Consider the following 13,302-nt stretch of genomic DNA (forward strand, 5'->3'; position numbering starts at 1 on the left):
CCGGGCACGGCAGCGGCATTCCGTGACGAATCGGTGACGTCTGTCGGGGCACGGGGCACGGGGCACGGGGCACGGGGCGCCGGCGAGCCGGCTCCGCACTTGCCGCCGCGGAAACACTGCCGCAACACGCCCCGCATTAGGCTCGTCGCATGGGTGATCTCTTCGACGGCTACGGCTCCACGCTGGCGCCTCGAAAGACGCCCTCGGGCATCCCGGCCTTCGACGAGATGTTCGGAGCCCCGGCTCATTCCGGTGCGGCGGCCGAGTCGCGCACTGCCTATCGGGAGCTCTATCAGGCCCTCGCTCAGATGACGCAGGAGGAGCTGCGGGGCCGCACCGACTCGCTGGCCAGCTCGTATCTCGCCCAGGGCGTCACGTTCGACTTCGCCGGCGAGGAGCGACCGTTCCCACTGGATGCCGTGCCGCGCGTGATCGCGTACGACGAGTGGTCCCGCATCGAGGCGGGCGTCAAGCAGCGCGTGCGCGCGCTCGAGGCCTTCCTCGACGACGCGTACGGTCGTCAGCATTGCGTGCGCGATGAGGTGCTGCCGGCCGGGTTGATCTCGAGTTCGCAGTACTTCTACCGCCAGGCCGCCGGCATCCACTCCGCCAACGGCGTGCGCATCCAGGTGTCGGGAATCGACCTCATCCGCGACGAGAACGGCGAGATGCGGGTGCTCGAAGACAACGTGCGCGTGCCGTCGGGCGTCAGCTACGTCATCTCGAACCGCCGCGTCATGGCCCAGACGCTGCCGGAGCTGTTCGTGTCGATGCGCGTGCGACCGGTCGGGGACTACCCGAACAAGCTCCTCGCCGCCCTCCGCGCCTCGGCCCCCGCCGGCATCGAAGAGCCCAACGTCGTCGTCCTGACGCCCGGGGTGTACAACTCCGCCTACTTCGAGCACACGCTGCTGGCCCGGCTGATGGGCGTCGAGCTCGTCGAAGGACGCGACCTGCTGTGCGTCGGTGGCAAGGTGTTCATGCGCACGACCCGCGGTCCCCAGCGCGTCGACGTGATCTATCGTCGCGTCGACGATGAGTTCCTGGATCCGCTCCAGTTCCGCGCCGACTCGATGCTCGGGGCCCCTGGACTCATGCTGGCCGCCCGCCTGGGCAACGTCACGATCGCGAACGCCGTGGGCAACGGCGTGGCCGACGACAAGCTGCTCTACACATACGTGCCCGAGCTGATCCGCTACTACCTGGCCGAGGAGCCCATCCTCAAGAACGTCGACACGTGGCGGCTGGAAGACCCGGGCGCGCTGGAGGAAGTCCTCGACCGCCTGGACGAGCTCGTGGTGAAGCCCGTCGACGGCTCGGGCGGCAAGGGACTGGTGGTGGGGCCGGATGCCTCTCCGTCAGAGCTCGAGAAGCTCAGGCAGCAGCTGCTCGCCGATCCACGCGGCTGGATCGCGCAGCCGGTGGTGATGCTCTCGACCATCCCGACCCTCGTCGAGGACGGCATGCGTCCGCGGCACGCCGATCTGCGCCCGTTCGCCGTCAACGATGGCGAGGACGTCTGGGTGCTGCCCGGTGGGCTGACCCGCGTCGCCCTCCCCGAAGGGCAGCTGGTCGTCAACTCCAGCCAGGGCGGCGGCTCGAAGGACACATGGGTCATCGGCGGCTCCGCGCCCGGCCACGTCGAGTACGGACAGGGCCACGGTGTGTCCGGCCTCGTCGCCGACCAGGCCGCGACGGTGACCGCCGCGATCCCGGTCATCTACGACCCGCAGTCCGAGCCGACGCACTCGCCCCACGACCGCCCCCGCACCCCCGTCGAGCAGGCTGAGCAGCAGCAGCAGGCCGAGCAGCAGCAGCCCGCGCAGCAGCGCCAGGCCGCGGCATCCGTCTCCCCTCGCGATCGGGAAGGCGGAGAGTCGTGCTGAGCCGCATCGCCGAGAGTCTGTTCTGGATCGGGCGCTACATCGAGCGCAGTGACGGCACCGCCCGCATCCTCGACGTGCACCTGCAGCTGCTGCTGGAAGACCCGTGGATCGACGAAGACACCGCGTGCCGGTCGCTGCTGAGCGTGATGGGCTCGCTGCCGCCCGAGGGCGTCGATCAGGTGCGCCGCGAGGACGTGCTCGCGCGGCTGGCCGTGGACCGTCTCAACCCGTCGAGCATCGCGTACGCGCTCACCGCGGCGCGCGAGAACGCTCGCCGGGCCCGCGAGATCGTCTCGACGGAACTGTGGGAGACGATCAACACGACGAGCGCCCGGATGCCGCGGCGCCTGCAGAACGACCGCGTGCACGAGTTCTTCCAGTGGGTGCGCGAGCGTGCGGCGCTCGCGGTGGGCATCGTGGACTCGTCCACCAGCCGTGACGAGGCCTGGCAGTTCTTCACGCTGGGGCGCAGCATCGAGCGCACCGACATGACGGCACGGCTGCTGGCGACGCGATCACTGACCGAGGCATCCGGGCCCTCCTGGACCACCATCCTGAGATCGTGCGGCGCGTACGAGGCGTACCTGCGGACGTATCGCGGCATGCCGAGCGCGCGCAACGCGGCGGAGTTCCTGCTGCTGGACCGGCTGTTCCCGCGCTCGATCATCTACTCGATCCAGCGCGCCGAGGAATGCATGAGTGCGATCGATCCCCGCGCCGACCGCGTCGGGCACTCCAACACCGTGCTGCGCGCCCTCGGACAGATCCGCAACGACCTCGAGTACCGGCCGATCTCCGAGATCCTGAACGAGCTCCCTCAGCACATGCAGCGCGTGCAGACGGTCAGCCGCGAGGCGTCGGAGGCGGTCCGCAGCCGGTTCTTCCCGACGCAGGCCGAGCCCAGCTGGATCGGAGAGGTCTCATGATGGATCGACAGGCTCCCCACCCGGCGGGTCGCGCGCGCAGGCGGGAGCGCAGCTCATGAAGAGACTCCGCATCGAGCACCAGACCGGTTTCTCTTACCAGGGCGACGCTACCGCGTCCTACAACGAGGCACGGATGCTGCCGGGCTCGACCGACAGCCAGTTCGTGCTCAACTCGTCGCTCGACATCGAACCGTCGACGTCGGTCAACCAGTACGTCGACTACTTCGGCACGCGTGTCGCCGCCTTCGACGTGCTCTCGCCGCACTCGGCGCTGACGATCACCGCGCGATCCCTCGTCGAGGTGCGACCGCGGCCCCTCGAGCACATCGACCTCTCGTGGGAGGCGCTCGCCCGAGAGGCCGGCCGTTCGATCGAGACCGTCGAGCAGCTCTCTCAGACCCGCCGCACCCGCCCGCATCCCGAGGTCGCCGAACTCGCCCGGTCGATTGCTTCCCAGCACGATCACCCGGGACGTGCAGCCCACGCGATCGCCGTCGCCGTCGGCGACGCCGTCGAGTACATGCACGGCATCACCGGAGTGCACTCGACGGCGAGCGAGGCGTGGGACGCACGCAAAGGCGTGTGCCAGGACCTCGCCCACATCACCCTCGGCGCCCTGCGCGAGGTCGGCATCCCGGCGCGCTACGTCTCGGGGTATCTGCACCCGCGCCCCTCGGCCGAGGTCGGCGAGGCGGTGACGGGAGAATCGCACGCGTGGGTCGAATGGTTCTCGGGGGAGTGGCAGGGCTTCGACCCCACGAACAACATCGAGATCGGCGACCGGCACGTGCTGGTCGGCCGCGGTCGCGACTACAACGACGTGCCGCCGCTGCGCGGTGTGTATGCGGGCCCGTTCAAGAGCAGCCTGCACGTGAAGGTGACCATCACACGCGAGGCGTAGCCGAGCGGTGGGGCTGTCGCCGCCGACCCGATCGATCTACGGTGGGGTCATGGACCAGCGCCGAGCCGACGATCAGCCCGCCGAGGACGACAACCCGACCGGCGGCGACGAGCGGACCGAGGACGAGCTCGAGGCCGACAACCCGGTCGAGGAGGACACCCTCAAGACGCTCGATCCCGACAGCCCGCCGGCCTGAGCGGCCGCGAGGTCACTCGCGCGGGGCCGCCGTCGAACGGCGCACTTCGAGGCGCGGCTGGAAGACCACGTCGTGGTCGGGTGTCGAGCCCTCGATGAGTGCCCGCATCCGTCCCCACGCGAGCGCGCCCAGCACTTCGTGGGGTACGGATGCCGTCGTCAGCGACGGCGACATGAAGCGGGCGAAGGGGATGTCGTCGAATCCGGTGACCGACATGTCGCCCGGGACGCTCACGCCGCGTTCCACGAGTCCGTGGACTAGGCCCACCGCGACGAGGTCGTTGAACGCGAGGACCGCGGTGGCGCGCGTGCGCAGCAGCGGGCCGACGGCGGTGAGGCCGTGCTCGCTTCCCGCGCCGCCGGGCACCCGCTCGACGGTGATGCCCTTGGCCGACTCCTGGAAGTCGGCCAGGCCCCGCAGTCGCTTCTCGTTGGCGACGCCGGCCGGTCCTTCGACGTACGCGAGCCGGCGATGACCCAGCGAGTGGAGGTGACGCGCGAGGGCTTCGAAGCCGCCGCGCGAGTCGACCGACAGCGTCGGCGCCGTCACCGAAGAACTCGAGCGGTTCATGAGCACCACCGGACCCAGGGTCTCCGTCGCCCGCACGAGGGCGTCCTCGGCCATGCGGGGCGCGCACAGCACGAGCGCGTCGCACCGGCGGCGGATCTCGGCAGCGAGGAGCGGCTCGTCATCGGCGGACTCCGCGGAGTCGGCGACCAGAACGCGGTAGCCCTCTTCGCCGGCCGCCTTGCTCAGTCCCGAGAGCACCGCCTGGAACGAGGGGTTGGCGAGGTCGGGCACGAGGAACCCGATCGCGTTGGTCTGGCCGAGCGCGAAGCTGCGCGCCAGGTGATTGGGCGAGTACTCCAGTTCGCGAGCGGATGCCCGAACCCGATCGGCGATCTTCGGCTCACCCAGGAAGCGGTCGTTCATGACGCGCGACACGGTGGCCGGTGAGACACCGGCATGCTGCGCCACCTCGGCGATCGTCGTCGCCCTGGTGCGTCTGATCACGCGTGCCCCTTTCCGCAAATGCCGACGGCCGCGCTCGCGGCGTCAGCCTGATCCATCCTACGGGTGCGAAACCGCTTTCAGCCGTAATCACCGCGGCACAGATGTCCATTGAGGTCGAATTGGCGCGCCGCGGAGAAAGCGATTTCTTGTAGGGTGAGCCCATGAGCGATCTCGACTTCCTCTCCGTCCGCGGCACCGCCCTGGCGGGCCCCAGTGGCGAGCCGGTCCGTCTGACCGGCGTGGGCCTCGGCGGCTGGATGAACATGGAGAACTTCATCACCGGCTACCCCGGCAACGAAGAGACCATCCGCCGGCTGCTGCTGGGTCGCATGGGCCGCGAGGCGTACGACGCGTTCTTCGAGGCCTTCACGCAGGACTTCTTCGACGAAGCGGATGCCGCACACCTGGCCTCGCTCGGACTGAACAGCGTGCGCATCCCATTCAACTACCGGCATTTCGAGGACGACGACGCCCCGTTCCAGCTCAAGGAGGAGGGCTTCGCGCGCCTCGACCGCGTCGTGACCCTGCTCGCTCGTCACGGCATCTACTCGATCCTCGATCTTCACGCGCTCCCTGGCCGGCAGAACCAGCACTGGCACAGCGACAACCCCACCCACATCGCGGACTTCTGGAACCAGCGCCACTTCCAAGACCGGGTGGTGCACCTGTGGGAGGCGCTCGCCGACCGGTTCAAGGACCGACCCGAGGTGGCGGGGTACAACCCCATCAACGAACCCAGCGATCCCTCGGGCGAAGTGCTGCCCGTCTTCTACGAGCGGCTGGAACGAGCGATCCGCGCGGTCGATTCGCGCCACGTGCTGTTCCTCGACGGCAACCGGTACTCGACCGACTTCTCGCTCCTGGACGCGCGCGCCGAGCCGATGGAGAACACGGTGTACACCGCGCACGACTACGCCCTGCCGGGCATCACCAGCGCGACCGCCTATCCCGGCCTCACCCGCGGTGAGTACTTCGACCGCGCGGTCGTGGAGCAGACCTTCCTGCGCCGCACCGAATACATGCGGCGCACCGGCACGCCGATCTGGATCGGCGAATTCGGCCCGGTGTATTCGCAGGACCGATCGCAGGATCCCTGGCGCTTGCGCCTCCTGCAGGACCAGCTCGAGATCTACCGCGAGCACGGTGCGAGCTGGGCGCTGTGGACGTACAAGGACATCGGGCTGCAGGGGCTCATGACGGTGTCGCCCGACAGCCCCTACCTCGGACTCATCGGCGACGTGGTCGAGAAGAAGCAGCGCCTCGGCGTGGATTCGTGGGGCGGATCGGATGCCGGCATCCGAGACGTGATCGACCCGATCGACGCGCTCTTCGCCCGCGAGTTCCCCGGCTACGCGCCCTACCCGTGGGGCCGGCAGCCGCACATCGCGGTGCTCGTGCGCCACATCCTGCTGGCGGAGCCGCTGGCCGAGCAGTTCGCCGACAGGTTCCGCGGCATCGACCTCGAGCGGGCACGCGAGCTCGCGGCATCCTTTCGGTACGACGCGTGCGACGAGCGCGTCGGGCTCTCGGACGTGCTGCGCGCGCACCTGCGCGGGTGAGGCTCGGTCGCGGACGGACCGGGTCGCCCCTGCGCGTCCTCAGAACTGCGGCGGCGTGAAGCCGGGCGTGATGCGCGCGGTCACGCGACCCGAGTCGAGGGCGGCGCGGTCGTTGGGGCCGAGCGAGAGGGCGAGGCTCGAGGCATCCGTCCGCAGCTCGCCCGCCACGCTCGCCGGCGACAGTCCGACGACCATCGCGACAGCACCGTCGGCATCGGCCACCACGCGCCAGCCCCGCGGGAACCGCAGCCACGGCTCGCCGTCGCGGTACACCTGCACGGTCGCATCGTCGGCGGCGAGTTCGTAGCGGATGCCGCGCACCACGCGCGCCGCCGCGACCGCGCGCGCCGACTGCCCGTGCTCGAGCCTCGTGGGCGCGAGCCCGCTGAACCACACCTCGCCGTCGGGGCGGGGCAGGATGCCGCAGTCGCGCTCGAGGGCGTCGAGCAGCCACAGCATCGCGGGTGAGTACTTCTCGGTGTAGCCGGCATCGCCCGACCACGGATCCAGGCACTGCGGAAAGCGGTCGTGGCCGGCGACGGCCCCGAGCACGCTGCGGTGCACGAGTGCGAGCTCGGCGACGCGGTCGTGGGCCTCGAACGCGTGCGCCGCCCGCACGAGCGTGAGGAAGTTCACCGGGCCCGCCCACGAGTTGCGCGTGTGGTCGCCGTCGAAGCGCGGATCATCCATCGCGATCGAGGTGAAGCCGCCCTGCGACAGGAAACGGCGGGTGCTCATGAGGTGGTGATCCAGCGCCTGCGCGAAGAGCCGGTCGTCGCCGATCTCGCACGCCAGCACGCGCAGCAGCACGTCGGAGTTGAGCCGCAGGTGCGCCCCGTCGGCGCGGCGGTCGTAGAAGAGACCGTCGGACTCGTCGAAGCACTGCGCGAAGAGGGCGGCGCGGGATGCCTCGGCCCTCGCCCGCCACGGCTCGGGACGCTCGCCGAGCTCTGCCGCGATCCGGGCCAGATACGACCGCTGCACCGCGACGTTCGCCGTCAGATCCGGCGCGATGAAGGGGAGTCCGGGCACTTCGGGGTCGAAGCGGGCGGCGTCGCCCTCGAAGCAGCGGTCGGGGATGTGCCAGAAACGCGGCGATAGATCATGGCCGGTGTCGAAGGTGCAGAACGCCTCGACGGCGCCGGTGCGCCGCGTGTCGCGGTGCTCGGCGAGCCACGCGTCGTTGCGCGCCATCGCGCCATACATACGGGCGAGGTACGCACGGTCTCGCTCGCCCTCGCGGCCGGTCAGCAGGTAGTGGTTCCACACGCCTCGGGCCAGCGGCGTGACGGTCTGGATCTGCGAGTACGCTGGCCCGGCATCGGTCACCTTGTACGGAAGCAGTCCGTCGGCACGCTGGTGTTCGGCGAAGAGCAGGTGCGTGGTGCGCGTGACCGACGGCGCGAACCTGTCGAGCAGCTCCGCGCTGATCGTCGCGGTGCTCTCGAGCCACGCACCGTGGTAGACCCCGCCCTCGTGGAGCGCCGGAGCGCCGAGCATCGGGCTCACGCATTCGGCCAGCTCGGTGAGGGCGCGGTGCCAGCGGTCCTCGAGACCTCCGCCGACCGCCGCGAACCTGACGCCCGCGCGCGTCAGGTCGCCATGGAGCGGATGCCCCTTCCCGATGCCCGCCCGCGCGAGCGGGTCGTTCGTGCGCAGCCGTGCGAGCGCCTCGTCGATCGCCGTCATCGTCGCCTCCGTCGTGCCGGGAGAACCGGTGGATTTGCGCCGCCGGGCCGCGGCATCCGTTCATGAACGTGGGCGGCTCCGCATGCGGAGCCGCCCACGATGCTGGCCCTGTGGTCAGTCGGATGCGAGCGAGGCCGACAGCTCGTCGACCCACTGCTGCGCGCCGTCAGCCGCCGAGGTGTTGCCGAACAGGATGTCGGATTCGATGCGCTGCGACAACTCGTTGAGCATCGCGCCACCCGCGGGCTGTGGCGGGGCAACGACGCCGACATCGAGCACGGTCTGGAGATACTCCGCGGCCTGCGCGTCGGCTGGGGCGAGCAGCGGCTCGACCACCGCGAGGGTGTCGGGGTTGAACGGCAGCCCGCGGTCGGCGAGGATGATCTCGGCCGGCTCGGGCTGGTTCAGCAGCCAGTCCACGAGGAGTGCCGCCGCCTCGGGGTGTTCGCTGCCGGACGCGATCGACCAGAACTGCGAGGGCAGCACGGCCACTCCCGACAGGTCGGTCGAGGTCGGCGGCGTGAGGATCTCGACCTCGCCCCCGGCGCCGGCGGCGTAGGTGGCGATCTGGTTGCTGTATGCGAAGGTCATGCCGGCGCGGCCGGTTCCGAAGAGCGAGAGGTCGGGCGTGACGTTCCAGTGCTCGACGATGACCGACGGGTCGGGCAGTCCGCCGTCGGCGACGAGTGCCTCTTCCATCTCGTACCAGGACTGGATGGTGTCGGCGTCCACGGCAAGCTCGCCGTCCCAGTCGTAGATGCCGGTCTCCACGTACTGGGCGACGTAGGTTCCGAGGATGTCCTGGATCCGCAGATCGAGACCGACGATCCCCTCGCCCGCGTTCGCCGAGATCTCGTTCGCGATCTCGCTGAAGTCCTCCCACGTCCATGAGCTGTCGGGCAGTTCGACGCCCGCCTGCTCGAAGATCGCGGGGTTTACCAGCACGCCGATGGCGTTGCCGCCCGTGGGCAGGCCGTACAGGGTGTCGTCCACCACGGCGTTGGTCAGCGTGAAGTCCGGGTAGCCGTCGGTGGGCAGCTGCTCGCTCACGGTCGACAGGTCCAGCAGCGCGCCCGCAGCGCCGTACTCCTGCGGCTTCGCGCCGCCGAGGGCGAACACGTCGGGCGCGGTGCCCGATGCGAAGTCGGTGGCGAGGCGGTTGAAGAGATCATCGGGCGCACCCACGGGTTCTTCCACCACGGTGATGTTGGGATACTCCGCTTCGAACAGGTCGATGGCCTCGGCCATGATCGCGGAGCGCTCGTCATTGCCCCACCAGGCGATGTGGAGCTCGATCTCCTCGTCGGGGTCGAACCCGTCGGAGGACGGCGGGGTCTGGCCGCCGGCCGCGCAGCCCGCCAGTGCAAGCGTTGCGACGAGGGTCGTTCCCAGGGCCACACGCACCCTGGCTGATCGTGCATAACGCGTCATTGCGCCTCTTTCATCTCGTGTCGGGTGCCCACCGGAGTCGGCGGCACGTCGCCTCGAACGCAGGACTCGTCGAGACCGGTATGAAACCGCTTTCTCGGAAAGTAGCAAAGGGCTGGGATGCTGTCAATTGTTGTTGCCGCCTCGTTATCAAGTGTTCTCGCGCGCGGCGGCACCCCGATGTCGTGCAAACCTGCGGATTCGGGGCCGTTTGACGTGAGCGGGATGTTCGGGTGATACTGACGCCGGGTGAAAGCGGTTTCTCTGCCGTGACCATCACCGTGACAAGGAGGTCTCCGTGAGCAGCATCGGCGAATTGCGCCAGATCGCGCTTCAGGCGCGGCGCGCAAAGGGCGGCGAGCGCTCGAAGAATCCCGACAACAAGGCGGGGTATCTCTTCCTCGCTCCGTGGTTGGTGGGGCTGGTCGTGTTCACGATCGGCCCGATGATCGCGTCGCTCGCGCTCGCCTTCACCGACTACAACCTGCTGCAGCCGCCGCGATTCTCGGGCTTCGACAACATCGCCGAGATGGCAGGCGACGCACGGTTGTGGAACTCCCTGCGCGTGACCCTCACCTACGTGGTGGTCTCGGTGCCGCTCCAGCTGGCGCTGGCGCTGGGGGTCGCGGTGCTCCTGGACCGCGGCATGCGCGGACTGGCGTTCTACCGCTCGATCTTCTACCTGCCGAGTCTTCTCGGCGGGTCGGTCGCGATCGCCATCCTGTGGCGCCAGGTCTTCGGCAAGGACGGCATCGTCAACGAGTTCCTCGCGTGGTTCGGAATCGAGGGCCCCGGGTGGATCTCGCACCCCGACTACGCGCTCGCGACGATCATCATCCTGCACGTGTGGACGTTCGGGTCGCCCATGGTCATCTTCCTCGCGGGCCTCCGCCAGATTCCCGAGATGTACTACGAGGCGGCTCAGGTGGACGGCGCCGGTCGGGTTCGCCGGTTCTTCTCGATCACGATGCCGCTGCTCACGCCGATCATCTTCTTCAACCTGGTGCTGCAGATCATCTTCGCGTTCCAGTCGTTCACGCAGGCCTACATCGTCTCGGGCGGCACCGGCGGCCCCTCGGACTCGACGATGTTCTTCACGCTGTACCTCTACAAAGAGGCGTTCACCGAGCTCAACATGGGCTACGCGTCGGCGATGGCCTGGTTCCTCCTCATCGTGATCGCCGGCTTCACCGCATTCAACTTCTGGCTGTCGAAGTTCTGGGTCTTCTATGACGACTGAACTGCAGCCGACAGCATCCGCCGCACTCCCCGAAGGACGTTCCGCCATGACCGCACTCGACGAGGCTCCCACTCCCGTCGCACCGCCGCCTGCCGACCACGCCGAGCGGCGCCGGCGACGTCATCTGCGCAACAGCGCGGCGCGTTCGGTGCTCAAGCACGCCGGGCTGATCGCGCTCTCGCTGCTCATGATCTACCCGCTGATCTGGCTGGTGGTGTCTTCGCTCAAGCCCAACAGCGAGATCTTCACCGACCTCGGCATCTTCACGACCGATCTGACGCTCGAGAACTACGTGCACGGGTGGACCTCGCAGCAGCTGCCGTTCTCACACTTCCTGATGAACTCCACGATCCTCGTGATCGGCGCGATCATCGGCAACCTGGTGTCGTGCTCGCTGGCCGCCTACGCGTTCGCGCGCCTCAAGTTCTGGGGACGCAACGCGTGGTTCGCCGTCATGCTCGGCACGATCATGCTGCCGTTCCACGTCGTGCTGGTGCCGCAGTTCATCATCTTCCGCGAGTTGGGCTGGCTCGAGACCTTCCTGCCCCTCATCGTTCCGAAGTTCCTCGCGATGGACGCGTTCTTCATCTTCCTCATGGTGCAGTTCATCCGTGGCCTGCCGAAGGAGATCTTCGAGGCGGCCCGGATCGACGGCGCGGGCCACGTGCGCATCTTCGGTCAGGTGACGCTGCCCCTGATGGTGCCGGCGCTCGCGACGACGGCGATCTTCACGTTCATCTGGACGTGGGGCGACTTCTTCGGGCCGCTCATCTATCTGCGCACGCGCGAGAACTTCCCGGTGTCGGTCGCGCTGAAGGGGTTCATCGACGCGCAGTCGTCGTCGAACTACGGCGCGATGTTCGCGATGTCGGTCGTCTCGCTCATCCCTCTCTTCCTCGCATTCCTGATCGGCCAGCGCTACCTGGTCAAGGGCTTCGCGACGACCGGCATCAAGTGAGCGGGCATCGAGTGAACGGGAACCCCATGGATGCCGCCGGGCGCGGTCGGCGCGTGCGCTACGCGATCGTCGGCACGGGCAGTCGTGCTCAGATGTACCTCGACGCGATCAACGGCCCCCACGCCGATGTGGCCGAGCTCGTCGCGTGGTCCGACACGAACGAGGGCCGTCTGGACTGGTACGAGGCACGGCTGCAGGCCCGAGGCGCCGGCGCGCCGCCGCGGTTCGCGCCCGACGAGCTCGGCGCGGCGGTCGTCCGCTACGGCGTCGACCGAGTGATCGTGACGTCACCGGACTGGACGCACGACCGTCACATCGTCGCTGCCCTCGAGGCGGGCGCCGACGCGGTGGTCGAGAAGCCGCTCACCACGACGCCCGACGGTGTGCGCGCCATTGCGGATGCCGCCAAGCGCACCGGACGCGATGTCACGGTGACCTTCAACTACCGCTACTCACCGCGCAACTCCGCGCTCAAGCGCGCGCTGAGCGCGGGCGAGATCGGCGAGGTCACGTCGGTGCACTTCGAGTGGGTGCTCGACACGGCGCACGGCGCCGACTACTTCCGCCGGTGGCACCGTGACAAGGACCGGTCGGGCGGCCTGCTCGTCCACAAGGCCTCGCACCACTTCGACCTGGTGAACTGGTGGCTCGCCGACACGCCCACGCGCGTCTTCGCGAGCGGCGGCCTGCGCTTCTACGGCGCCGAGAACGCCGCGCAGCGCGGCCTTGGCCCGCGTCCGGCGCGGGGCTCTGACGACTCGCCGCTGCGCGACGCGTTCAGCCTCGACCTGCGCGACGACCCCGACCTGCGTGGGCTGTACCTGGAGCAGGAGGCGTACGACGGGTACCTGCGGGATCGCGACGTCTTCGACGCCGGCATCACGATCGAAGACAACCTCTCGCTGGTCGTCGACTACGCCGCCGGCGCCTCGATGTCGTACGCGCTGAATGCGCACGCGCCCTGGGAGGGGTACACGGTCGCGATCAACGGCACGCGTGGCCGGGCCGAGCTCACCGTGGTCGAGCGCGGCGAGGTGCTGCTCGGGGCTTCCGGTCGTCCCACCGCGATCGTCGACCCGAGCGCCCGACCCGACCACGTCGAGGGCGGCGCGGCGAGGCCGGTCGGCGAGCGGCTCGTGGTGCAGAACCACTTCGGTCGCGCACGCGAGGTGCCGATCCCCGAGGGTGACGGCGGCCACGGCGGCGGCGACGCCCGGCTGCTCGCCGAGGTGTTCCGGGGTGCCACCGAGGATCCGCTGGGGCACGCCGCCACGTGGCGCGACGGGGTTGCCGCCGTGGCGGTCGGGCTGGCAGGCAACCGCTCGCTCGAGACCCGCAACGCGGTGCGGATCGACGATCTCGGACTGGGGCTCGCCCTCGTCGGCGACGTCAGCCTCGCGGCGCCGGTGCGGCAGGAGATCGACGCCGTGACCCACTAGTCGCGCACGAACGGTTGACCCGTGAAGTGAATCGTGTCACCGTAGAGCGGTCTACATAGTGTAGAG

Annotated in this window: 11 protein-coding genes; 8 read left to right on the forward strand and 3 right to left on the reverse strand. The window is 69.1% G+C overall.

Features of this window, described 5'->3' with window-relative positions:
• Positions 1-149: 149 nt before the first annotated feature.
• From K0817_RS04645 to K0817_RS04660, 4 genes are read left to right on the forward strand one after another with little or no spacing between them, the layout of a single operon-like run.
• Positions 150-1,886 (forward strand): circularly permuted type 2 ATP-grasp protein, encoded by a 1,737-nt coding sequence (locus tag K0817_RS04645; RefSeq protein WP_219980194.1) that lies wholly within the window; start codon positions 150-152, stop codon positions 1,884-1,886.
• Positions 1,880-2,812, forward strand: coding sequence for an alpha-E domain-containing protein (locus K0817_RS04650; RefSeq protein WP_219980195.1), 933 nt, complete (start codon positions 1,880-1,882; stop codon positions 2,810-2,812). Before K0817_RS04645 ends, K0817_RS04650 begins: the two co-directional genes overlap by 7 nt.
• Positions 2,813-2,867: 55 nt before the next feature.
• A complete protein-coding gene (locus tag K0817_RS04655) occupies positions 2,868-3,713 on the forward strand; it encodes a transglutaminase family protein (RefSeq protein WP_219980196.1) in 846 nt (281 codons plus the stop codon).
• Between the two features lie 49 nt (positions 3,714-3,762).
• Positions 3,763-3,909, forward strand: a complete 147-nt coding sequence (locus K0817_RS04660; RefSeq protein WP_219980197.1) for a hypothetical protein — start codon at positions 3,763-3,765, stop codon at positions 3,907-3,909.
• A 12-nt stretch (positions 3,910-3,921) separates the two neighbouring features.
• Here K0817_RS04660 and K0817_RS04665 read toward each other — a convergent pair whose 3' ends face one another.
• Positions 3,922-4,923: a LacI family DNA-binding transcriptional regulator gene (locus tag K0817_RS04665; RefSeq protein WP_219980198.1), complete on the reverse strand. Its 1,002-nt coding sequence runs from the start codon at positions 4,921-4,923 to the stop codon at positions 3,922-3,924.
• A gap of 161 nt (positions 4,924-5,084) precedes the next feature.
• On the opposite strand from K0817_RS04665, the gene K0817_RS04670 reads away from it, so the two are divergent.
• Positions 5,085-6,482 carry a glycoside hydrolase family 5 protein gene (locus K0817_RS04670; protein ID WP_219980199.1) on the forward strand — a complete coding sequence of 466 codons (1,398 nt, stop codon included), beginning with the start codon at positions 5,085-5,087 and terminating at the stop codon, positions 6,480-6,482.
• A gap of 39 nt (positions 6,483-6,521) precedes the next feature.
• Here K0817_RS04670 and K0817_RS04675 read toward each other — a convergent pair whose 3' ends face one another.
• The gene (locus K0817_RS04675; protein ID WP_219980200.1) at positions 6,522-8,171 is read right to left on the reverse strand and encodes a hypothetical protein; all 1,650 of its coding nucleotides are present in this window, start codon (positions 8,169-8,171) and stop codon (positions 6,522-6,524) included.
• Between the two features lie 114 nt (positions 8,172-8,285).
• On the reverse strand, positions 8,286-9,569 hold the full coding sequence (locus K0817_RS04680; RefSeq protein WP_219980201.1) for an extracellular solute-binding protein: 1,284 nt from the start codon (positions 9,567-9,569) through the stop codon (positions 8,286-8,288).
• 328 nt (positions 9,570-9,897) lie between these two features.
• Here K0817_RS04680 and K0817_RS04685 point away from each other — a divergent pair, with 328 nt between their 5' ends.
• From K0817_RS04685 to K0817_RS04695, 3 genes are read left to right on the forward strand one after another with little or no spacing between them, the layout of a single operon-like run.
• Positions 9,898-10,839: a carbohydrate ABC transporter permease gene (locus tag K0817_RS04685; RefSeq protein WP_253735175.1), complete on the forward strand. Its 942-nt coding sequence runs from the start codon at positions 9,898-9,900 to the stop codon at positions 10,837-10,839.
• 46 nt (positions 10,840-10,885) lie between these two features.
• Positions 10,886-11,797 carry a carbohydrate ABC transporter permease gene (locus K0817_RS04690; RefSeq protein ID WP_219980202.1) on the forward strand — a complete coding sequence of 304 codons (912 nt, stop codon included), beginning with the start codon at positions 10,886-10,888 and terminating at the stop codon, positions 11,795-11,797.
• Positions 11,798-11,823: 26 nt separating this feature from the next.
• Complete coding sequence (locus K0817_RS04695; protein WP_219980883.1) at positions 11,824-13,236, forward strand: Gfo/Idh/MocA family protein; 1,413 nt, start codon at positions 11,824-11,826, stop codon at positions 13,234-13,236.
• Positions 13,237-13,302 lie beyond the last annotated feature (66 nt).

This window comes from Microbacterium sp. HD4P20, assembly GCF_019449275.2.
Taxonomy (GTDB): Bacteria; Actinomycetota; Actinomycetes; order Actinomycetales; family Microbacteriaceae; genus Microbacterium.

Excerpts from the sequence above, each read along its gene's own strand:
- K0817_RS04645 (WP_219980194.1), top strand. The coding sequence starts at position 150 with ATGGGTGATCTCTTCGACGGCTACGGCTCCACGCTGGCGCCTCGAAAG.
- K0817_RS04655 (WP_219980196.1), top strand. The coding sequence starts at position 2,868 with ATGAAGAGACTCCGCATCGAGCACCAGACCGGTTTCTCTTACCAGGGC.
- K0817_RS04660 (WP_219980197.1), top strand. The coding sequence starts at position 3,763 with ATGGACCAGCGCCGAGCCGACGATCAGCCCGCCGAGGACGACAACCCG.
- K0817_RS04670 (WP_219980199.1), top strand. The coding sequence starts at position 5,085 with ATGAGCGATCTCGACTTCCTCTCCGTCCGCGGCACCGCCCTGGCGGGC.
- K0817_RS04675 (WP_219980200.1), bottom strand. The coding sequence starts at position 8,171 with ATGACGGCGATCGACGAGGCGCTCGCACGGCTGCGCACGAACGACCCG.
- K0817_RS04690 (WP_219980202.1), top strand. The coding sequence starts at position 10,886 with ATGACCGCACTCGACGAGGCTCCCACTCCCGTCGCACCGCCGCCTGCC.
- K0817_RS04695 (WP_219980883.1), top strand. The coding sequence starts at position 11,824 with ATGGATGCCGCCGGGCGCGGTCGGCGCGTGCGCTACGCGATCGTCGGC.